Raw genomic sequence first — 21,735 nt, 5'->3', positions numbered from 1 at the left:
TTTCATACTTTAGATTCTCAAATAAACATCAACAATGCACATAGCGATAGCCGGAAATATAGGGGCGGGAAAAACCACTCTTACTGAATTACTTGCGAAACATTACAAATGGACGCCACATTACGAGGATGTGGACGAGAATCCATACCTCAACGATTTTTACAACGATATGCAGCGTTGGTCGTTCAATTTGCAGATCTACTTTTTGAACTCCCGTTTTAAGCAAATTATTGATATCCGTAAATCGGGAAAAACCATTATACAGGACCGTACGATTTATGAGGATGCGGAGATTTTTGCTCCCAACCTGCACAGCATGGGCCTGATGAGCACCCGCGACTTTAAAAACTATAAAACGCTTTTCGACCTGATGATCAGCCTCATAGAACCGCCTGATTTGTTGATTTACCTGCGCGGCAGTATTCCTACACTGGTTAACCAGATCCAGAAACGTGGTAGGGAGTATGAAAATTCGATCCGCCTGGATTATTTGAAACAGTTGAACGACCGCTACGAGAGCTGGGTCAACAACTACAAAATGGGAAAATTACTGGTGATCAATGTGGATGATCTTGATTTTACGGCCAATCCTGAAGATTTGAGTTATGTGATCGACAAGATCGATGCACAGATTCACGGATTGTTTTAATCATTAGTCATTTGCAGAAAAAAGGATGGCATCCGCGTGTATTGACACAAAAACGGATGCCATCCTTTTGTTTTATAGATTCAGGCGATTGGAAATCGCCTGTTCCACTCTAAACTTTAACCCTGCCCGCAGGAATTCGTTCAGGCGGGCTCTGAACTCTGAACTCTAAACTCTGAACTTTTAACTCTCTATCCCACAATCTTTGCGATTTCCTGCTTTACTTCTGCCCAAGCCGAATCGGGTAGATTGGGGCCCATAACTTCCACTACTTTTCCTGAAACCAGGGCAGCAATTTTTCCGCAGGTTGCCATATCGTAGCCATTGGTCAGCCCATAGAAGAATCCGGCGGCATAAGCATCACCGGCACCGGTAGTATCAAGCGCTTTGGCAGGAATTGAACCCACGCGGGTTACTTCGCCTTTGTACTTTATGAGCGATCCTTCCTTTCCGAGTTTTACAATCACCAACTCACAATCTTTTGCAATTTCATGCAATGCAGCTTCCGGATCGAGACCGGTAAAAGATTTGGCTTCCTCTTCATTTGCAAAAACAATATCAACATGCGTTTTTACAAGCTCTTTCAGAAAATCGAGATTAGCTTCCACCACATTAAAACTTGACAGATCGAGCGCTACTTTCAAATCCTTTTCCCGGGCCAATTCAACACCGGCTTTAATCAGATCGTGATTGAAAACCAGGTAGCCTTCAACGTACATGTAGTTGTAGTTGCCCAGCACATCAGTCTGAAATTCTTCGGCACGCATCTCTGCTGCTGCCCCCAGGTAGGTAGCCATCGTACGTTCCGAATCCTGACTTACCAAAGCCATTACCCGACCGGTATCAACAGTATCGCTAAAAACCAGGTGTGTGGTGAGGCCGCGTTTTTCGAAATCGTTTTTGAAGAGTTCGCCTAACTCGTCTTTTCCAACTTTTCCCATGTAGCCGCCTGCACTTCCAAGATTGGCCATTCCGCGCATGGTATTTGCCACCGATCCACCGGTTGTTAATTCACTTTTATCAGAATAGGTTGCTTCATAGATCTGCTTCGAACGCTCAGCATCAACCAGGGTCATACTGCCCCGTGGCAGGCCAAACGTTTCCAGCAAAGCATCGCTCTCAAGCACAGAAATTACATCAACAAGCGCATTGCCTACGCCTAGTACAGTTGGAATATTTTTAGTTGTCATTCTTCTAATTTTGAGTTTTCAAATATCAGGATTTTATTAAAGGTGAAAAAATAGAACGATCACTTTTTACTTCAATATAACAATCATGATTCTCAGGAATCACCAACAGGCATGAAAGCCATACAATTTTGTGCAGACTCTCCCTCGCTCCCTCTATTCATAGAGCTTCCCTTTATATACATCTTTGCGAGGTTCTGCTCCATTTTCGTCCGGAACAATTGTTCAGCTTCGATCAGCCTTTTTCGCCGGACGAGGTACATCATGCTATTGTAACCCAGGCCGCCGTAATTCTTTGAATTACTTTGGCCTGGGCTAAAATACAACGCACTTTCAGTGCTGTTTTTTTAAAATCTCGAAAGCAAGTTTTGCCAATCGAAGGGCTGAAAGTCCTTCATCATTCAGCCCCGGGCAGAACGACCCCCGAACATTCGGGGTGAGTGCCGCCCGGGGTTAATGATCCTACAAAATCGGCGCAATTGCGGCAAAGCATTGAAAAGGTACACTATAATGCGCCGAATTTCTGGAGCTGATCAAAATCGCTCATTCCTTGTATTTGTGTATAAAGGGTAAATTCATAGAGAGTGAGCAAGGGTGAGTATGAAAACTTAGAACCGTGATTTAAGGTGAATCACCATAGATTTTAAAAAAATAGGCGGCGTAAAGAACTTACGCCGCCTATTCAATATCGTTTATACAATCTTACTTCACCAAATTGTATGACTGTTGTGCAATTTCCAGTTCTTCGTTGGTTGAGATAACCAAAACCTTGGTTTTTGCTCCTTCAACATTTATTTCGCGAATATCCTTGCTACGTACAGCATTCTTTGCTTCGTCCATTTCAATTCCGAAATAAGTCATGTTCTTACAAACAAGACTACGAGCGATGGTATCATTCTCACCAATTCCGGCGGTAAATACAATGGCATCAAGTCCATTCATTGCTGCGGCATACTTTCCGATAAACTGCTGAATACGATAAGCATACATTTCGTAAGCCAGAACTGCTGTTTTATCGCCCTTTATGTAACGGTCTTCGATATCGCGCATATCGGTATCGCCGGTAAGTCCCTGCATGCCACTTTCCTTGTTCAGTATTTTTGAAACTTCGGCAACCGAATAACCTTTTTGTTCAATCAGGTAGAAAATGATCGACGGATCGACATCTCCGGAACGTGTTCCCATGATCAGGCCGTTCAGTGGTCCTATCCCCATGGTTGTATCTTTACAAACACCACCGTCAACAGCTGCCATTGATGCACCATTACCCAGGTGAATGGTCACTACTTTTGCCTTTTCATTTCCAAGGTATTCAGCGGCTTTTTCAGAAACATATTTGTGCGATGTTCCGTGGAAACCGTATTTACGGATACCCATTTCGGTATATAATTCATTCGGAATAGCATAACGGTAAGCAACTTCCGGCATTGTTTGGTGGAAAGCAGTATCGAAAACCCCAATCTGAGTAGCATTCGGGAATACCTTTTCTGCTACTTCAACACCAATCAGGTTAGCCGGGTTGTGCAGTGGTGCCAACGGGAAAAGCTCTTTCACTTTTGCTTTTACTTCCTCGGTGATAACCACTGTTTTTGTAAAGGCCTCGCCTCCATGTACCAAACGGTGTCCAACAGCCTGAATTTCCGACGGATCGCTGATTACACCCCACTCCGCGTCAACCAAAAGTTCGGCAACGCGTTTCAAACCAACAGTGTGATCCGGAATCGGGAATACTTCTTTGGTTTTCTTTTCTTCTCCGTTCAAAAATGTTTTGTGGGTGATGGTACCTTCTTCCAATCCGATACGTTCAACAATCCCACTTGATAGCGGTTTTTCCGTGGTCATATCAATCAATTGATATTTGATCGACGAACTTCCCGCGTTTACTACTAATATGTTCATTGAATAATTTTTAATTTGCTCTTTATATTAAATCATCCCCCTGTCACTTCGGTTCCTTCCCCTTCGAAGGGGGATTTAACGGGGATGAGCCTTCAATCTATTTATACTTGTATTATTTAGATTAGAATCCCTCCTGCGCCTGAATGGCTGTGATAACTACTGTGTTGAAAATATCGTCAACAGTACAACCACGACTCAGGTCGTTCACCGGTTTGTTCAAGCCTTGCAACATTGGGCCGATTGCCAGTGCACCGGTTTCACGTTGAACGGCTTTGTAAGTGTTGTTTCCGGTATTCAAATCGGGAAATACCAGTACAGTTGCCTGTCCTGCCACTTCCGAATCGGGCATTTTGCTTTTCCCTACACTCGGATCAACCGCCGCGTCGTACTGAATAGGACCTTCAATCTTCAGGTCGGGACGTAATTGTTTGGCCTTTTCTGTTGCAGCCCTTACTTTATCCACTTCGGCACCGGTACCCGATGTTCCTGATGAATAAGAAAGCATGGCCACTTTAGGCTCAATACCAAATGCTTTTGCCGATTCGGCTGATGAAATAGCAATTTCTGCCAACTGATCGGCGGTAGGACTTACGTTTACAGCACAATCGCCAAATACCGAAACATGATCATCGAGACACATAAAGAAACACGATGAAACAGTAGATACTCCCGGACGAGTTTTAACAAACTGCAGTGCAGGAATAATGGTATGTGCGGTGGTATGTGCTGCTCCCGAAACCATTCCGTCGGCATGTCCTTTGTAAACCATCATGGTACCAAAGTACGATACATCGGCCAGGGCGTCCTGCGCCATTTCTTCGGGAATATTTTTGTGTTTACGTAATTCGTAATAGGTTTTCCAGTAGTCTTCGTAATACTCCGATTCAACCGGATTGATGATATTTACTTTCTCAGAAAGATTAATACCAATCTCAGCGGCTTTTGCCTGTATTTCCTCGCGTTTACCAAGCAAGGTTATATCTACCACATTCTGTTGTACCAGGCTTGCTGCAGCCATCAGAATACGGTTGTCCATACCTTCGGGCAATACAATGTGCATTTTTTTCGATTTGGCTTTGGCAACCAGGCTGTACTGGAACATGTGTGGAGTAACCACATCGGTGTGATAATTCTGGAAACGTTCGATCAGGTATTCGCAATCAACATATTTTTCAAATGTTGAGATACTTAGTTCGATTTTGCGTGTGATACCCGGGCGGATTTTTGGTTTAACATGTGCCACTTTATTGGCAGCATCAAAAGTTACATCGTCAACCAGAATGATCGGGACAATGCTTGGCAGCCCTTCAATCAGTTTCATAATGGCTTTGCGCGGAGGTAGTCCGCCGGTAACCACAATACCAGAAACCGTTGGGTAGTTGGCTGAAACATTTGCCTGCAACGCACCCAAAATAATATCGGAGCGGTCGCCCGGAGTAATGATCAGACTGTTATCGCCAAGACGATCGAGGAAATTACGCAGTTGCATGGCACCAATATCGATGCGATCAACCTGTTTACACAATAAGTTTTCCCCCAACAATACTTTTCCATTTAGTTCTTCCAGAATCTCGCGAACAACCGGGCTTGCCAGTTGCGGAATATCGGGAATAATCTCAATTGCCGTATCCGCCGGAATCACACTTTCGAGTTCGGCTTTCATTTCGTCGATCTTATCTTCCGGAACACGGTTCATGACTACCGAAAGTACATTTACATCCAGTTCGGCACACGTTTTTACGGCCAGATCAACGTTTGAAGCTGCATCCTTAATTTCCTTTCCTTGTGCAGAGCTGACCAGGATCGTCGGCAACGCCAGGTTTTTGGCAATTTCAATGTCGAGCTCAAATTCAATGGCAACACCTTTGTCGGCAAAGTCGGCTCCTTCAACCACAATGTAATCGAAGTTTTCTTCGAGGGCTTTGTACTGCTCGATGATTTTTTCAATCAGGCGGGCTTCCTGACCACGATTCATGTACTTCACCACCTGCGACATCGTAAAACCATAAGCATCTTTGTAATCCATCTCAAGGTTGAAATACTTGAGCATAGTTTCGATGTGGTTATCGCGCTTGCCATGCGGCTGGTCGTTGATGATGGGTCTGAAATAACCCACGCGGCTTACTTTTGACAGTAACTGTTTGAAGATACCCAGTGCCACCAGCGACCTTCCTGTACTGCGCTCGGTATTGGTAATGTAAATTCCTGTTTTCATCTATTGACTTAAAACTTTATTCAAAATCGTTAACGCGAACGTTAACGAAATGTGCTTCTATAAAAAACGGTTCAAAAATAGTAAAGTGGAACTGTCGAGACCCTGACAAAAGTTTGAAAAAGTCATTATAGCACCATGATTTAACATGATAAAGAGATTGTTTTATATTCTATTATTGACATCTCGTCGTTCCGTCTCAACACCTGCTAAACATAAAAGCAACCTAAACGAAATCAATCACTTAGTTCGCAACACTGCAAAAATACTAAATTTTGAGGAAGTTCACGTTTGCAACATGAAGGTTGCAAAATGAAAAATACACTGCAAACAGTACATTACAACTTGCTGTTGTTCAACCAGTACGCAAAATTACCTTCAAATGAGATTTCAGGCTGTAAAAACTTACACAACATTGGGCTGAAAAATCCGAAAATTTTCGTTGAAATGCGGTACAGTTTTTTGCACTCAATAAAATGGATTCAACCTGAATAAAATTACACTGTATATAAGCCAAAAATCATGAAGCTTTTTTACCTGCTATTTATTTTTTAGGTGATAGCTATATAATGGTGTGAAAGAATAACGAAAATGAAAGACGCCAGATGATGTGAACTGAAATATTCGTGAAACAAATTATTCGCTCATTTATGTAACTCTTATTCTGTATTAGGGTATAAGGTATTTATCCAAATAAATGAATTAATCACTCAAAAAACCACAATTCATGAAAAAATTAGCCTCAATCTTAGTTGTATTTTGCCTTATGGCATTCATGCCACCGGTCAAAAAGCTGGAAGGAACCTGGCAGATGGTTTCCTACAAAGTCGTCAATAATGGTGAATCAAATTATCTCAATGGAGAACAGTTAAAAACCTGGACAAAAGATCATGTACTGTTTGTAGGAAAATTCCATGTTAATGGAGGGGACAGGTACAATTATGGCAGTGCAACTTATTCTATCGATGGAACACACTACACCGAAAATTTTATTCACATGGTAAGTGGAGCAAATGAAGGGAAGGCTGTTAAGGTGCTGCTTGAAATAAAAGGAGACACCCTTTACCAGGTTTATCCTATAAAAGACGACTGGACATACGACAAAAAAAATTACCGGCAGGAAAAATACGTTCGGGCCAAATAATCATTTAAGAGATTTTGAATCCCTGTCAAACTGTTGGGATTGCAGAAAATTTGGATTCCGATTATTTAATCGATATTGTTCAAAAAATTAACCAGTCCCATTACATCCTGTTTCGATGAGAAAGGATAAAAGCCGTTAACTTTCAGCGAGAAAATATTGTGATAAAGTATGCTTTCCTTGTGCGGATTCGATTCAACAATCAGGGATTTTGCTTCTTCAAATAACTCTTTTCTGTTTTTCATTGGATTCTTTTTCGTGTAATTCACTTTTATACTAACAGTTACAGGTTTAGTTCCCTACCCATTCCTTGAATTCAGCGGCTTTTAACCTGCTGATCATTATTGGCTCGTCGAAAGGATGAATGAGGCGTAGTATCAGTTTGCCGCCAAAATGGTTCTCAAACTTCCGGATAGCATTTATATGAACAATTGAACTTCGGTTGGTGCGGAAGAACATCTCGGGATCGAGTTGCTCCTCCAGCTTCTCAATGGTCAAATCAATAGTGTGTTCTTTTCCCGCAAAAGTAACAGCAGTTGTTACCCGATCCTGGGTATAAAACCAAGCAATGTCATCGGTATCGAGCTTAAAAAATGCGGTTGCACCTGAAACCAGAAAACGTTTCCTGTATTTCTTTTCTCCCTGAGTAATCGCCTGTAAAAGTTCTTTATAATCGGGTTTTATTGCATTGCTTTCCTGTTGAGGTTTCACAAGGTTCTCAAATTTTACGATGGCCTGCTCCAGCTTTTCCTGTTTTATTGGCTTTAGCAGATAATCGATGCTGTTCACCTGGAAGGCACGTAATGCATATTCGTCGTAAGCCGTAGTAAAAATGACCATGCTGTCGACCTGTACCTCATCGAACACCGAAAAACTAATGCCATCTGTTAGCTGAATATCCATAAAAATAAGGTCGGGTGAAGAATTGTTAGTGAGCCACTCCACCGTGCTTTTTACGCTTTCCAGCCCGTCCAGAATCTCCCATCCGGGCCGGAGCTTTTCTACCATGCCTTTTAACAGGCGGTAGTTGTGCATTTCGTCTTCAACAATAATTACTCTCATTCTTTTAGACTTGAGATTGTGAGACAGGAGATTTGAGACATACTTCAATAAAATTTCTCCAACGTTTCAAAATGTCTTTCATCTCAATACTCATTACTAAATACTCACTACTAATTATAATAGCGGCACTTTTACTTCAAACCGTTCCTTATCATACTGAACGACGATCTCCCTTTCGGTTAGCATCTCGTAGCGCTTAAACAGGTTCTTTAATCCCGTTTTTGTAGAATACGATGTCGTTCTTAAATTCATATTATTCGAAACCACCAGGTAATTATCCTCAACTGTAACGCTAATTTTCAACGGTGTTTCCTTACTGGTGATGTTGTGTTTCACTGCATTTTCAATCAGCAGCTGACCGGTCAGCGGAGCGATTTCCTTGTCCAGAATGCCTTTCGGAACATTTGTTTCCACGGCAATCCCGTCTCCAAGGCGTTCTTTGTGCAAGGCGTAATATGCTTTCATAAATTCAAATTCTTCCGATAATTTAACCAGGCGTTTATTCCGGCTTTGGAGAACATAACGGTAGACATCGGTAAAATTCTCGGTAAATTCCACGGCAACATCGGGATCGTAAATGATCAACGATTTCAGCACACTCAGGTTATTGAACAGAAAGTGCGGATTCAACTGATCCTGTAACATGTTGTAATCCATCTGGAGTTTTTCGCGCTTCATTTCTGCAATTGTTTCCTGCAAATTCACCCACTTCTGCGTTAACCTTGCCAGCGTCAGCGAATTTGCCACCATCTGCACAAAAATCAGTCCGGCTGCCATCCCCAGAATTACTCCGGGCCGCGATTCTTCTAGGGTTAATTTTGGATCAACAAAAAACATGATAACCCGGTGTGCAGCAACCAAAAAAAGGATACCTACACTGATCTGTAAAAACAACCGCAGTTTTATCCTGGTAGGTACCGGTAGAAACCGTTCGAGCACGTTATCCAGAACAATCTGTAATTCCACAGCCAGGTTGAAGGCCAGCACCACCACCACATAAATAACAAAAGGAATCCTTTCATCAATTTCCGGCGGCACATCTGTAATGGCAACAATGAAGCGCAACACTCCAAAAGCAATGATGCTGGTAATTACAAACCGAATAATTATACTAAGCGGTTCGTAACCCGGTAAACGGAGAAACAGATCGTCCTTCTTTTTGCTATGTAACTGTAAACACTTCATTTAATCCACCTCTGCATTTATTCGGCAGTTTCAGGAATGTACAAGTTCCCGGTTACACTTTGCCAGCGTATTTTCAGTACCTCGAAATTAGCCACAGCCTGCGTTAACCGTGCTTTCGATGCCTGCCACTCAGCCTGCGAATTCAACATGTCGGTAGTTGTATTTAATCCCACTTCGAAACTTGCGCGGGTCTCTTCCAGACTTTCTTCAGCTTCCTCAACACTCTTTTTGGCAAGCGACACTCTTTCGTATGCTTCTTCAACCTGAACTTTAACCTGCATTACCTCAAGATTAATCAAATCATTTGTATGTTGCAAATCTGTTTCAGCCTGCTGAACTTTAAGCTGGGCAGCCTGCATTTTCTTTTTGCCCTGCCCCCACTGGAAAATCGGGATGGAAACCTGCGCCGCCAACATGGGTTGAAAATTGATATCTTCATATACATCTCTCACCCAATAGCTGGTATATTGTGCACTAACACCAACCTGGGGCAGATAATCGGCCCTGGTGATTTTTGCATCAAGTTCACTCAGTTCTTTTTGCTTTTCCAGAATTTTCAATTCATTACGTTTGTTAATTGCTTCAAACAATCCGTTTTCAAGATCGAACAACTCTACGCTTGCCACTTCCTTGTATTCAATCTGAATTTCGGTTTCGAGCGCTTGTCCCAGAATCTGATTCAGGTACATTTTTGCCACCCTCAGTCCGTTTCGGGCAGTCATCAGGTTTAATTCAGCCTGGTTTTTCTGAACAGTTACACGTAATTTCTCACTTGCAGGTTGCAAACCCACTTCGTACATGGCGTTCATCTGGTCTTCCAGTTCAGCCAGCATTTTAATGTAATCTTCGGCAATTTTAATATTTTCCTGAACCGATGCTACCTGCCAGAATGCCTTATCGGTCTGTTCAATCACATCCGAATATTTCATATTCAGCGCCAGATCGGCTATGGCAACGCCGGCATCGGCCTGTTGATTCGAGTAGCGAATTTTTCCACCAACGTAAACTGGCTGGTTTACTTCGAATCCTCCGGTTAAAAGCGTAAGGCTTTTCAGGTCGATTGTTGTTCCGGGTTTCCAAACATCGCTGGTTCCCGAAAAGTTGCCATTCATAGCATCTTCCTCGCTATTTGCAGTCGGAAGAAAATATCCCGGCATACTGATCGGATCCATATTGGGGCGGTGCATCAACGACGATGTAAATCCTACAGAAGGCAGGTAAGCCGTTCTGGCTACCTTCTGGTTTATCTGCGCTTCTTTATTCTGTAATGCTGCATTTTTCAATTCCTTGTTGAATTCAACCGCCTGTTGCCTGCATTCTTCCAGTGTCATCACTTTTTGAGCAGATGCAGTATTAAAACCTGCAACAACTGCCAGCAACATCAGCGAGCCCATCATAAATTTTATTGTTTTCTTCATTATTCTCTTCTTAAATTTTCATTCATCCACTCTTCTAAGTGCGACCCTATTTCATTGCCATTTTTAGTTCACTCCCATCAATCCTGTACAAAACCGTGTACAACACCGGCACTACAATCAATGTAATCAGCGATCCTACTGCCAAACCAAACATGATCACGATTGCTGTTGAATTAAACATCGAATCGGTGATCAGTGGCGCCATCCCCAGAATAGTTGTCAACGATGCCATCATTACCGGACGCAAGCGCGATAAAGCCGCATCGATGGTAGCAGTCAGGCGGTCTTTGCCTTCGTAGATATTATGGTTGATTTCATCGAGCAACACCACCGCATTTTTAATCATCATTCCAATCAATCCAAGGGCGCCAATAATTCCGGCGAAGGTCAGGAAGATGCCGGTACTTACCAGCCCAAGCACAATTCCGATAAATGCGAAAGGCACTACAAGGAAGATAATGAGCGGTTGTTTCAGGTTGTTAAACAGACCGATAATTATGATGGCCATTAAACCAATTGCCAGCGGAAGAAACATAAACAGTCCGCTGTTCGCTTCACTCGAACGTGCGGTTGCTCCCTCCCAGTTCAATTTATATCCATCGGGCAAATCAATAGCTTTAACCTTATCCTGAAACATGGCCTGCACCTCGGCAGCTGTAAATCCTTCTGCTGCATCGCACTGTGCTTTTATCGAACGCTCATTGTCCAGACGGTTGATCAATTCATAATCCCAGGTCACTTTTAAGGTGTCTGCAATCTGCGAGAGCGGAACACTGGCCTGGCTGCGTTGTCCCCAAACCGGAATGTTCATCAGTTGCTCTACATTTTCTCCTACATTATTGTCGGTACGTAGTACGATCGGCAACATACGGTCGCCTTCGTAAATGGCTCCGATCGGCATTCCGTTGGTGGCAACCAAAATCGAATTCCCCACGTCCGAGCGGGTCAATCCAAGCGGTTGTGCCCGTTCTACCGAATATTCGGGAACGATCTTTTTCGTTTGATTTTTCCAGTTGTCGGTAACATTTATTGCTGCCGGTTCCTCTAAAAAAATCTGTTTTGCCTTGTTGGCCAAATCCTTCAGTACTGCCGGATCGGGTCCGGTAAACTGTGCCTCAATATCGGCATCGGAAAAGGCCGCGCCATATTCCATTACCCGGAAGAAAGCATCGGGATAATTCTGATTCAGGTACTCCTCAATTTTAGGGATAATTTCAGGCACCCTATCTGTATTGTCGGTTTCGATAATGAGATCGCCGTAATTAAAACCTCCGGTTTGCATGTGACGCATCAGGAGGTAGCGTGCCGGTGGACGGCCAGCCGAAGCTGTAACCGAATGCACACCATCCATCGCCAGAATATCTTTTTGAATTTGCTGAAGGTCGTTTTCCACTGCTTCAATATCGGCGCCCTGTGGCAGCGTGTATTCAATAAAGAACTGATCGTAAGCCATTTTCGACATAAAATCGACTTTTACAAAACGGAACGACCAGAAAGCAAAGATCAGAACAGCAAATGAACCAATGGTAAACAGGAATTTATTTCGAATTGCCCACTGCAGCGATCCCCTGAAAATGCGGTAAAACATCGAATCATAGTGTTCGGCATGTTCACCTTTCGGACGTGTTTTACGGTAGAAATATTTCGCATTAAAAGGCGTCTGGATCATAGCAAATACCCAACTCAGCGACAACGAAATGATCAATACGGTGAATAGCGACGAAAGAAATTCGCCGGCAGCATTTGGCGACATGCGCAAAGGCAGGAAAGCCAGGATGGCAACAGCGGTTGCACCAAGCAGTGGCAGTGCCGTTTTCTTCGCGGTATTTACAAAAGCTTTACTGCGGTCCATGCCGGCTTTTAAGTCGACCAAAATACCGTCGGCGACAACAATGGCGTTATCCACCAACATACCCATGGCCAAAATAATGGCTGCCAAAGAAACACGGTGCAACGGCAGTCCGATAGCCAGCATCACAATCAGGGTTCCCATAATGGTGAACACCAGTCCGCTTGAAATAAGCAACCCCGAACGTAAGCCCATGGCAAACATCAGTACAACGATCACAATCCCAACCGACATGGCCAGGTTCAGCATAAAATCTTTTACGGCTGCATCCACCCGGTCGGGCTGATAATACACCTGGTTGACCTCGATTCCGGCCGGCAATTCCTTTTGCAGCTGAGCCAGTTTCTCGTCGAGTTTTTCACCCAGTTTTACCACATTGATCCCGCTTTCGTTCGACAAACCAAGCGTTAAACCTGCGTGATTGTTATAATACAATGCCGATCGCTTCGGTTCGAGGTACGATTTTTCTACGGTGGCAATGTCTCCCAAACGGAAATTTCCTCCACCGGGAACCTGGATCAGCAGGTTTTCAATCTCATCAATTGTCGTGATTTTCTGCCCCACTCCCACACGAATCGATTCTTTGCCGGCTACAACCGATCCCGGGTTGATGATCGCGGTTTCGTTTTGAATGGCCGCAGCAATATACATGGGATTAACACTCAATCCGGCCAGTTTTTCAGAAGAAAAAACCACATCGATGGTTTGTGTTTGTTCCCCGAATATCTGCGACCGGCGAACACCGTCAACAGCCAGTAACTCACGCTCGATGTACTCGGTATATTTCACCAGTTCTTCGTGCGTATAACCGTCGGCCGTAATAGCGTATAAAATTCCGTACACATCGGCAAAGTCGTCGTTAACGATTGGCTCCATAGCACCCGAAGGCAAACTTCCTTTTACATCGTTCACTTTCCGGCGAAGGTGGTCCCACAACTGTGGCAAGTCGGGTGTTTTTACATTCGACTTTATATTTACCGTGATGATGGACAGCCCCGGTTCTGACACAGAAGTAATATCGTCGATGTTCTCCAGTTTCTGAATCGCTTTTTCGAGCATGTCGGTAACTTCCAGTTCCACTTCATGCGCCGTTGCCCCCGGGTAAACCGTAATTACCGTTGCCGCTTTGATCGGGATCTCGGCATCTTCGAGCTTTCCGATATTATTGTAAGCGATGATCCCTCCAAACAATACCGCGAACAGTATTGTCGAAATCATGGCTTTTTGATTCAATAGTTTCTCCAACATTACAGCAGCCCTCCGATATTAGTTACCGAAGGATTTTCAAGTGGCTTTACTTTTTGGCCCTCAACCAGGTAATGCACACCTGCTGTAACCACTTGCTCGCCGTTTTGTACCCCGGAAACCAGGTTCACACGTCCTTTTGTTCCGTCGAGCGAAATCCTTACTTCACGTTTTTCGACTTTGCTTGTCGAAGGATTGAAGATCCAGACATAAGTGGTTGTTTTTTCGTGGAAAATGGCTGACTGCGACACCGACAAATGATTGGCTTCAGCCTTGCAGTAAACGGTTACTTCTGCGGTCATACCCGGAGCAACATTCATGTGGTTCTGGTTTTCGAACGAAAATTTAACTTCGTACAAACCATCCTTTTTTGCTTTCTCGCCAACACTAAACACGTCAACCGGCATTTTGGTAATTCCGGCGTTGGCCACATTTACAAAACTCTCCTGGTCGTTCTTTACCTTGTTCAGCTGACTTTCAGAAACCGAAGCAACTACCTCGAGGTGCGAATTATCGATGATCGAAACGATCGGCATTCCGGCACCTACAGTTTGGAAATTTTCGGCAAACTTCTCATAAATGTAGCCCGAAAATGGCGCTTTCAACTCGGTATCATGCAATTGGTTCTGCGCATTTTCGTAAGCTGTTTTGGCCATCAGGTAACCCGATTTTATCTTTTCGAAGGTGTTCTCCGGAATTTTGTTTTGATCGATCAACTGCTTGTAACGGTTGTATTCTCCTTCCACCTGCTCGAATTGTGCTTTGGTGGTTGCCAGCTGAAGTTCGTAATCGCGTTTGTCGATCTCGGCAATAACCTGCCCCGCGCGAACATAATCGCCGGGTTTTACATTCAGTTTTTTCAAAGGACCGCCAACACGGAAAGAAAGTGAAGTAAGGCTTTTTTCCTTCACCTTTCCGTTCAGCGTCATGGAGTTCTGAACTACTCCATCGTTAATTGTCTCTACTTTTACGTACTTAATTGTTTCGGCCAGAGGCGCTTCTCCGGTTGAACTTTTGCAACCCGACAGGGCAAAAATTGCAGCTGATACTACCAGTAAAATGTTTCTAAATTGCATCGTATGATATTTTTGATTGTTTCTGCTTTTTCAAATTGCAACCAAAAATATCCGGACGTCGGGGACCTTATTAACAAAAATTGCGTGAAGTGACAGAATTGATGTGTGAAATGCAGCTCAGTCGGCACTCGCAGAAAAGTTGAAGGACGGAAGGATTGAGGGATTGAAGCCTTGATTAACTGTAGGATCAATTCGTACCTAACAAATCTGTAATCGCAAATCGTTAATCATCATTCGTCAATCAAAAACACAATCCGCGGCGCAAAAGGGATTATTTTTAAATCATATAATACGAAGCGCTGCTCTATTAACTCATCTTTTGTCATCCCGAGGCGTCGGCTGACGGAGAGGGATCTCAACTTGAAGGATTGAGGGATTGAAGGACTGATTCATACCTATTAACCGGGTGATCTAAAGTCAATCGGTGAAGCACTTGTAGCTTGAAGCTTGCAGCTTGAAGCTTTTGGTAAACTTCTCATAAATATATCCCGAGAATGGCGCATTTAATTCGGGACCTCATCCGACAAAGTCACAGGCATGGCTGAATGAACGTTCGTCTCATAGCGAAAGGTTTTATCGGGTAGCCATTCCCATAATTCTCCGAGGTCGCTTTTAATTCTTTCGGTCATGAACCGGGGAATTTCAGTGGAATCCTTTCGTACAAAGGCTTGGAATTCGTTATCATTTTTCAAGCGTTCAAGTAAGGACTCTAAAAATTTGATCTTCCCGCGCCCGCCAAGAGAAAGAGAAAGCAAAAGGATTAACCATTTCGAATTGGGTTCATCATTATTTTTAAACCTTTTATGAATTGTAGACGGTGAAAAACAGTGTCTCAACAAATTGATATACTGACGATAAAACTCTTCCCACGAATAATTCTTTGGTACGATATTCAACGTATGAACCGACATCATGTAATGAAAGGGAAAGGGAATGATCCTGTCCTCGTTCTCATACTTCACATTTTCAACGGCAGCCTTTCCGTAAACCGAAAGCAGCGCAAAAGACGGATAAGCCACCGGAGCCAGATCGACAAATCTCCGGGTTAAATCAAATGGTTCATCCCCCGATTCAGAATCAAGTCCGAGCAAAAAATTAGTTTGAACATGCGGGATATATTTCTGGATCATATTTACGTGTTCTGCAACTTGTTTTACTTTTTCATACCCGGTATTATTACCCGTTTTCGATTTATTTCCATAACCATACCAGGACTCAATTCCCGGCATTACCATTTTAAAACTGTTCTGTTGTAACCTTCGTGCATTTTGCTCCGACAGTGTCGACAGATTACATTCAGCCACGAAATCGATACTCCCCGGAGGTATGGCAGATTCAATACTTTCCATAATGGTATCGAACTTTACTCCAAAATTAGGATCGTACCAACTCACCTTCGGACGTTTAATTTTTGTGGTTAAAAAGCGAAGATCATCCTTTAGTACATCTAAATCGAGCAACTGGTATGGGATTTTTGAATCGATGCAAAAGTCGCAACCATATGGGCAACCCAAACTTGCAATCATTTGCACAAATTTGATAATGTGCTGCTTCTTATGAGCGGTTTCAATAAAGTTCCACCTGTCCCTGGCTCCCGGTAAAGATTTGGGCTGGGCTTTTGCATTCAGGTAAATTCCCCCCTGTTTTTGAGGTTCGAGACTATGCAAGAGGTCTTTTAACAACTCCTCATCAACCAAACCTAAAACATAGTCGAAATACTTACAGGCATCCTCAGGATAACAGCGGGCATGCGGTCCTCCAAGCACAGTTATCTTGCCTTTACTTCTAAAATAATTACTCAGCGCATACGCATATTGTGCTGTAAACGTAAACGAACTTATAAACACAACATCGCTGTTTTCATCCCAAAGTGTTTTAATTTCCTGCATCCCGGTATAAAAAGCGTAGTGTACCTCGTGACCGAGTTGACGACACCAAACTCCAATAATCTGGGGCATGATACTGATATAGTTGGGAAACATAATTTTCCGATACAGCGAACGCGAGCTACTGTTATGAATAAGATCAATTATACTGATACTTAATTTTTTCATGTTGAAGTTTATTCGTTCCCTAATGATTATTTATAGCAAGAATGGTTCCTGAGAAATTGACAATAATAATGACCTTGATACTATCATTACTACAATTTTTATGTTTTGAATAATGATTTCCAGAACACACGCTCATCCCGCCCGTATTGCGTATCCTAAAGGTGTTTTATGTTATTTAAATTGAAAAGCACTCGTTAAATTACAAATAAAACACAAGAATCGCAATTCTCTGAAATTCAATAAAAAGCGAAGGCTATCATCGCAGTCCGTCGGCTGATGCAAAGGAAGATGAGATTGAAGGATTGATTCGTACTTAATAAATCTGCAATCGCTAATCGTTAATCATCATTCGTAAATCAAGAACACAATCCGCGGCGCTAAAAGGATTATTTTGAATTCATGAAACACGAAGCGCCGATTTATAGACTGAGGGATTGAAGGACTGAAGGATTGAATCGCTCTTAAAAATCTGCAATCACTAATCGCTAATCGACATTCGATATTCTTTACCATTCACCGGGTGAACTTTAGTCAACCGGTGAAACGCTAGCGGCTTGCAGCTTGTGGTTTGCAGCTAGTAGACAAAACTACTGCCGCCCAAAAACTCACGAAGCAAAGAAGTTGGCGGAATTTCCTCGTCGCTGATCTGTTTGAAATACGAAAGAAATTCGAGCAGGCGGGTGGCCTCCGAATATTCGTCCTGGTTTTCGAGTACAGATTTTAGCAAAGGTTCCGCATACTTTTTTAGCACAGCCAGTTCGTACAATGTGGCCGAGTTAAACATTACATCGGCATTTTCCTGGTACGGGAAAATATTGCGTTCCTCGCCTTTTCGTACTGAAGGCCAGCGTTTAATGGTATCGGCAGCATGGTAGCCGCGGTATTGGGCATCGCGGATGGTGCGCCGCAGCAGGCGGTTATCAGCCGTGGAAATGTGCGTGTGCTCATCCATCGAGATCTGTGTAAGAGCCGAAATAAATATCTTGAAAGTGTTACGTTCCTCAATTTGTGTGAGCAGGCCGGGATTCATGCCGTGAATTCCTTCAACTATCAGAATATCGCCGGGAGTGAGCTGCAGTGTGTCGCCATTCTGTGCACGTTTTCCCAGGTGAAAATCGAAGCGGGGCAACCTCACCTTCTGTCCGTCGAACAACTCGATCATCTGCTGGTTAAAAAACTTTATGTCGATGGCTTCCAGGGCTTCGAAATCGTATTCGCCGTGCTCGTCTTTGGGTGTTTGTTCGCGGTCGACAAAATAATCGTCGAGTGAAACATGGTGAGGGCGCAAGCCATTTACTGCCAGTTGAACCCCCAAACGTTTGCTAAAAGTGGTTTTTCCCGACGCCGACGGTCCGGCAATCAGCACCACTTTTGCGTCGCCGTTTCGTTGCGAGATCATGTTCGCGATTTCGGCAATTTTCTTTTCGTGCAGGGCTTCCGAAATTTTTATCACATCGCCTCCCCTTCCATTTAGGGTACGCTCGTTTAAACTACCTACCGTTGAAACATCAATAATTCCGGCCCAGTCTTTTTGTTCCTGGAAAATCTCGAACAGTTTATCGTGGTAACTCACTTTGCGCAATTTCAAAAAGTTCTTCCGGCGCGGGACGATAAGCAACAGACCATCGTAATAAGGGATCAGCCCAAAATTCCGGATGTAAGCGGTTGAAGGGAGTAAATGTCCATAGAGGTAATCGGCAAGCTCGTTCAAAAAATACAGATGCGTGTACAATTGTCCCTGTTGCCCGATCAACTGCGCCTTTTCTTCGAGGCCCTGTTTCATTAACAGATCCACGGCTTCGGTCGTCAGCAAATCCTTTTTTACAAAGGGAAGATCGGCATCGATAAGTGCCTGCATTTCCTGTTTTATCGAAAACACATCCGATTCGCTGATCTCGCGCTCCAGTCCACGAAGTTCGCAGAAGTAGCCATTCGAGATACCGTTTTGCACCCTGAAATCGACATGAGGGAAAACTTCCTTAACGGCTGCATACAAAATAAATATCAGGCTGCGTGTGTACAGCCGCATGCCATCGGGATGCGATACATCGATAAACTCGATCTGCTTGGGTTTTACCACGCAAAACGAAAGTTCGCGGGCCTGGTTGTTAACAATGGCACCGCACACACAATGATCGTCTTTAATATTCAGATCGTTACTGATTTCGAGCAGCGAAGTGCCCATGGGATAACTGTGGTACGAACCGGTATTCTTGCAAAAAATTTCTACTTCTTTCATCGCTGTCTGTTTTCAAAAGTAAATGTAGGTAAAAGTTGGCAAGTTGCAAGAAGGAGAAGAAGGCGGAGGAAGAGAGACTGATGGATTAAAGGATTGAGGGATTGAAGGACTGAGGGATTGAGGTTTCAAATGCTTTAATGAGAAAATACGAAAATGCTTGCATAGATTTGCCGACGGCAATAGTGCCAATTAAAGAGAGGGATTGAAAACAATAAACTTCAGACTTTCGGTGTGGGAAAAGCCCGGTTTGAAGTACCGATACAGTACAAAGTATACATTTCAATAGCCGATTAATGTTAAACAATGTTTTTTCATGGCAACTTACAAATTTAAACCAGGGATCGGATCTCGCTGAAGGATGTCATCTTTTCAAAAGATGACATCCCTTACACAGCAACAGTAAGTCCGGGGATCAAGCAAGGCTCAGATAAAGAAACAGCTGATAATGAATAACTGAGCTTACTTCATTAGCTTTTTTTAATGTTTTTTAATTAACATATTCAAAGTTTTATGTTTAATTTTATTCCATAACCAAAAGAAATCAAAACCAAAAACACCGCTTAAGTTGAATTAAAAATGAACACAGGGGGGTAGTGTGAAATCCCGTCTTCTTACAGCAACAGTATAATCTATAAATGAGAACCATACGACTAATACTTACCTTTTATAAATCCTTCGCACTTTCAAGTTTCTTGATAACGTTTATTTGCCTGGGTATTTTATATGGTTTCGGTGCAAAAGGAATTTACCTCATTCAGGTTTTGTTTTGGTTCAAAATTATTACGCTTGGCCTCACCTTGTATTCCATTAATGAGTACAAAGCCAAACAGTATTACTATTATAAAAATCTCGGAGTTTCGAAAATTGCATTGTGGGTTCCTATTCTGGTATTCGACTTTTTATTTTTTCTGACTGCACTTCTAATTTTAGCATCACATCTTCATGAAACACACCCTGGAAGTTGACAGTATAATTCTTGAATTCGATACCAAAAGAGTTCTGCAGGATGTTTATCTCAAAAATGAAACCGGGAAAGCAACCGGAATTCTGGGGCGTAATGGTTCCGGCAAAACATGCCTGATGAACATTATATATGGCGAACTTAAAACAACTAATAAATCAATTAGACTGGATGGGAATGTCATTTACGACGCTTATCGAAATCCCGGGAACATAAGATACCTGCCTCAGTTTAATTTTATGCCGGGAAACATCACAATTAAAAGAATATTTAACGATTTCAGATTGGACTTTTCCCGTTTCGCAGGATACTTTCCCGAATTTAAAAAGTATTACAGTTTTAAGATTGGTAAGCTTTCGGGAGGAGAAAGCAGGATTGTAGAGATTTACGTGATTCTCGCCTCCAAGACAAAATTTTGTATGCTTGACGAACCATTCTCACAGGTAATGCCGGTGCATGTTGAAACAATAAAAAAGTTGATCCGGCACGAGAAAACAAACAAAGGCATTATCATTACCGACCATTTGTATGAACATATTATCGACACCTGCGATGAAATTTATGTAATTTCGAATGGCATAACTTATTTAACTAAAGACAATAACGACTTAATGAAACTTGGATATTTAAATAAAAACTAGAAAACTTTTGTTATGACATGGTATAAGGCAGCGCTGCTTTAAACTAAACAAATAAATATTTTTAAGAAAGAAGAGATAGTGGAATTAATTCAAAGATTATCCAATCAATAAAGCACAGGAAAATGAAAAAACTAGCATTGATTTCAGAAAACAAGAATTATACAGCGGTAAATGTTGGCAGATTAAAAGATGTAGAAAAATATTCACTTATTCATCCAATTCTAAAAACAGAGATTATTGGGAAAGTTTTTTTAAAAGACCTTACCAAATCAACCGGAACAGAAATATCATTTACAACAATACCGCCAAAATCAGAATTAGGATATTTCCATATACATTACAACGACGAAGAAACTTATATCATACTTAAAGGTTCAGGTTATTATCAGGTAGATGATGATTGTTTTCCCATTCAGGAAGGAAGTGTAATAAGAGTTGCACCTGATGGTATCAGAAGCTTATGCAACACGTCAGAAGAAAACATGGTGTACATTTGTATACAGGCAAAAGAAAACTCATTAGAGGAATATTCAACGGAAGATGGAAAAAGAATTGCTGTTACTCCGAAATGGGAAATAAAAAAATAAAAGTAACCTTTTACATTTTCTAAATAGTATTGCGATGTCTGATGCAGTTAGTAGCCCCGCATTCCCGCATGATTAGCTTCGTTCTGTATACGGACATCAATCGCAATCCGCAACGACAACATACCATTCACTGTTGTATTTTTGTTATTTCATTTGACAATACAAACGAGTGTGCTACCTCCTGCCAATCTAATTGTGCTGAGTACAAAAAATATTCGCCTGTAAACCAGCACATATAAACATAATTTTACAAGTTAAAATTATCGGAACGATTTTTGGTTGTATGTTTTTAGTTAATGGTTAAACATAAAAACAGAAATTTCCATTAACGGG

At 42.4% G+C, this 21,735-nt stretch carries 15 protein-coding genes; 4 read left to right on the top strand and 11 right to left on the bottom strand.

Going from position 1 to position 21,735, the window contains the following annotated elements:
- Positions 1–34 precede the first annotated feature (34 nt).
- Positions 35–649 (top strand): deoxynucleoside kinase, encoded by a 615-nt coding sequence (locus HFD85_RS05575; protein ID WP_167605936.1) that lies wholly within the window; start codon positions 35–37, stop codon positions 647–649.
- Between the two features lie 188 nt (positions 650–837).
- Here HFD85_RS05575 and HFD85_RS05570 read toward each other — a convergent pair whose 3' ends face one another.
- The 3 genes from HFD85_RS05570 to pta all read right to left on the bottom strand — a co-directional run bounded on the left by HFD85_RS05570 (position 838) and on the right by pta (position 5,947).
- Positions 838–1,836 (bottom strand): adenosine kinase, encoded by a 999-nt coding sequence (locus tag HFD85_RS05570; protein WP_167605933.1) that lies wholly within the window; start codon positions 1,834–1,836, stop codon positions 838–840.
- A 699-nt stretch (positions 1,837–2,535) separates the two neighbouring features.
- The gene (locus tag HFD85_RS05565; RefSeq protein WP_167605930.1) at positions 2,536–3,732 is read right to left on the bottom strand and encodes an acetate/propionate family kinase; all 1,197 of its coding nucleotides are present in this window, start codon (positions 3,730–3,732) and stop codon (positions 2,536–2,538) included.
- 121 nt (positions 3,733–3,853) lie between these two features.
- A complete protein-coding gene (pta, locus tag HFD85_RS05560; protein ID WP_167605927.1) occupies positions 3,854–5,947 on the bottom strand; it encodes a phosphate acetyltransferase in 2,094 nt (697 codons plus the stop codon).
- 724 nt (positions 5,948–6,671) lie between these two features.
- Between pta and HFD85_RS05555 the strand changes: the two genes are divergently transcribed.
- Positions 6,672–7,088, top strand: a complete 417-nt coding sequence (locus HFD85_RS05555) for a hypothetical protein (protein WP_167605924.1) — start codon at positions 6,672–6,674, stop codon at positions 7,086–7,088.
- 65 nt (positions 7,089–7,153) lie between these two features.
- Here HFD85_RS05555 and HFD85_RS05550 read toward each other — a convergent pair whose 3' ends face one another.
- From HFD85_RS05550 to HFD85_RS05515, 8 genes are all read right to left on the bottom strand, one after another.
- On the bottom strand, positions 7,154–7,330 hold the full coding sequence (locus tag HFD85_RS05550; RefSeq protein WP_167605921.1) for a hypothetical protein: 177 nt from the start codon (positions 7,328–7,330) through the stop codon (positions 7,154–7,156).
- 46 nt (positions 7,331–7,376) lie between these two features.
- Positions 7,377–8,147 carry a LytR/AlgR family response regulator transcription factor gene (locus tag HFD85_RS05545; protein WP_167605917.1) on the bottom strand — a complete coding sequence of 257 codons (771 nt, stop codon included), beginning with the start codon at positions 8,145–8,147 and terminating at the stop codon, positions 7,377–7,379.
- Positions 8,148–8,261: 114 nt separating this feature from the next.
- The gene (locus tag HFD85_RS05540; protein WP_167605913.1) at positions 8,262–9,332 is read right to left on the bottom strand and encodes a sensor histidine kinase; all 1,071 of its coding nucleotides are present in this window, start codon (positions 9,330–9,332) and stop codon (positions 8,262–8,264) included.
- A 17-nt stretch (positions 9,333–9,349) separates the two neighbouring features.
- Positions 9,350–10,750 carry a TolC family protein gene (locus HFD85_RS05535; protein WP_167605911.1) on the bottom strand — a complete coding sequence of 467 codons (1,401 nt, stop codon included), beginning with the start codon at positions 10,748–10,750 and terminating at the stop codon, positions 9,350–9,352.
- 46 nt (positions 10,751–10,796) lie between these two features.
- Positions 10,797–13,847: an efflux RND transporter permease subunit gene (locus tag HFD85_RS05530; RefSeq protein WP_167605908.1), complete on the bottom strand. Its 3,051-nt coding sequence runs from the start codon at positions 13,845–13,847 to the stop codon at positions 10,797–10,799.
- Entirely contained in the window at positions 13,847–14,920 is a 1,074-nt protein-coding gene (locus HFD85_RS05525; RefSeq protein WP_167605905.1) for an efflux RND transporter periplasmic adaptor subunit, read from the bottom strand. The genes HFD85_RS05530 and HFD85_RS05525 overlap by 1 nt, the downstream gene beginning before the upstream one ends.
- A gap of 503 nt (positions 14,921–15,423) precedes the next feature.
- A complete protein-coding gene (locus tag HFD85_RS05520) occupies positions 15,424–16,974 on the bottom strand; it encodes a radical SAM protein (protein WP_167605901.1) in 1,551 nt (516 codons plus the stop codon).
- Between the two features lie 574 nt (positions 16,975–17,548).
- Entirely contained in the window at positions 17,549–19,213 is a 1,665-nt protein-coding gene (locus HFD85_RS05515) for a nucleoside kinase (RefSeq protein ID WP_167605898.1), read from the bottom strand.
- Between the two features lie 942 nt (positions 19,214–20,155).
- Between HFD85_RS05515 and HFD85_RS05510 the strand changes: the two genes are divergently transcribed.
- Positions 20,156–20,815 carry an ATP-binding cassette domain-containing protein gene (locus HFD85_RS05510; protein WP_167605895.1) on the top strand — a complete coding sequence of 220 codons (660 nt, stop codon included), beginning with the start codon at positions 20,156–20,158 and terminating at the stop codon, positions 20,813–20,815.
- Between the two features lie 122 nt (positions 20,816–20,937).
- Entirely contained in the window at positions 20,938–21,402 is a 465-nt protein-coding gene (locus tag HFD85_RS05505; protein WP_167605892.1) for a cupin domain-containing protein, read from the top strand.
- Positions 21,403–21,735: the final 333 nt, after the last annotated feature.

It is taken from the genome of Maribellus sediminis (assembly GCF_011799805.1).
GTDB lineage: Bacteria > Bacteroidota > Bacteroidia > Bacteroidales > Prolixibacteraceae > Draconibacterium > Draconibacterium sediminis_A.
This window is presented reverse-complemented; position numbering and strand designations above follow the sequence as displayed.

What these genes read in the sequence shown, in the direction of transcription:
- HFD85_RS05575 (WP_167605936.1), top strand. Translation starts at nt 35, where the DNA reads ATGCACATAGCGATAGCCGGAAATATAGGGGCGGGAAAAACCACTCTT.
- HFD85_RS05570 (WP_167605933.1), bottom strand. Translation starts at nt 1,836, where the DNA reads ATGACAACTAAAAATATTCCAACTGTACTAGGCGTAGGCAATGCGCTT.
- HFD85_RS05565 (WP_167605930.1), bottom strand. Translation starts at nt 3,732, where the DNA reads ATGAACATATTAGTAGTAAACGCGGGAAGTTCGTCGATCAAATATCAA.
- pta (WP_167605927.1), bottom strand. Translation starts at nt 5,947, where the DNA reads ATGAAAACAGGAATTTACATTACCAATACCGAGCGCAGTACAGGAAGG.
- HFD85_RS05555 (WP_167605924.1), top strand. Translation starts at nt 6,672, where the DNA reads ATGAAAAAATTAGCCTCAATCTTAGTTGTATTTTGCCTTATGGCATTC.
- HFD85_RS05550 (WP_167605921.1), bottom strand. Translation starts at nt 7,330, where the DNA reads ATGAAAAACAGAAAAGAGTTATTTGAAGAAGCAAAATCCCTGATTGTT.
- HFD85_RS05545 (WP_167605917.1), bottom strand. Translation starts at nt 8,147, where the DNA reads ATGAGAGTAATTATTGTTGAAGACGAAATGCACAACTACCGCCTGTTA.
- HFD85_RS05540 (WP_167605913.1), bottom strand. Translation starts at nt 9,332, where the DNA reads ATGAAGTGTTTACAGTTACATAGCAAAAAGAAGGACGATCTGTTTCTC.
- HFD85_RS05535 (WP_167605911.1), bottom strand. Translation starts at nt 10,750, where the DNA reads ATGAAGAAAACAATAAAATTTATGATGGGCTCGCTGATGTTGCTGGCA.
- HFD85_RS05530 (WP_167605908.1), bottom strand. Translation starts at nt 13,847, where the DNA reads ATGTTGGAGAAACTATTGAATCAAAAAGCCATGATTTCGACAATACTG.
- HFD85_RS05525 (WP_167605905.1), bottom strand. Translation starts at nt 14,920, where the DNA reads ATGCAATTTAGAAACATTTTACTGGTAGTATCAGCTGCAATTTTTGCC.
- HFD85_RS05520 (WP_167605901.1), bottom strand. Translation starts at nt 16,974, where the DNA reads ATGAAAAAATTAAGTATCAGTATAATTGATCTTATTCATAACAGTAGC.
- HFD85_RS05515 (WP_167605898.1), bottom strand. Translation starts at nt 19,213, where the DNA reads ATGAAAGAAGTAGAAATTTTTTGCAAGAATACCGGTTCGTACCACAGT.
- HFD85_RS05510 (WP_167605895.1), top strand. Translation starts at nt 20,156, where the DNA reads ATGAAACACACCCTGGAAGTTGACAGTATAATTCTTGAATTCGATACC.
- HFD85_RS05505 (WP_167605892.1), top strand. Translation starts at nt 20,938, where the DNA reads ATGAAAAAACTAGCATTGATTTCAGAAAACAAGAATTATACAGCGGTA.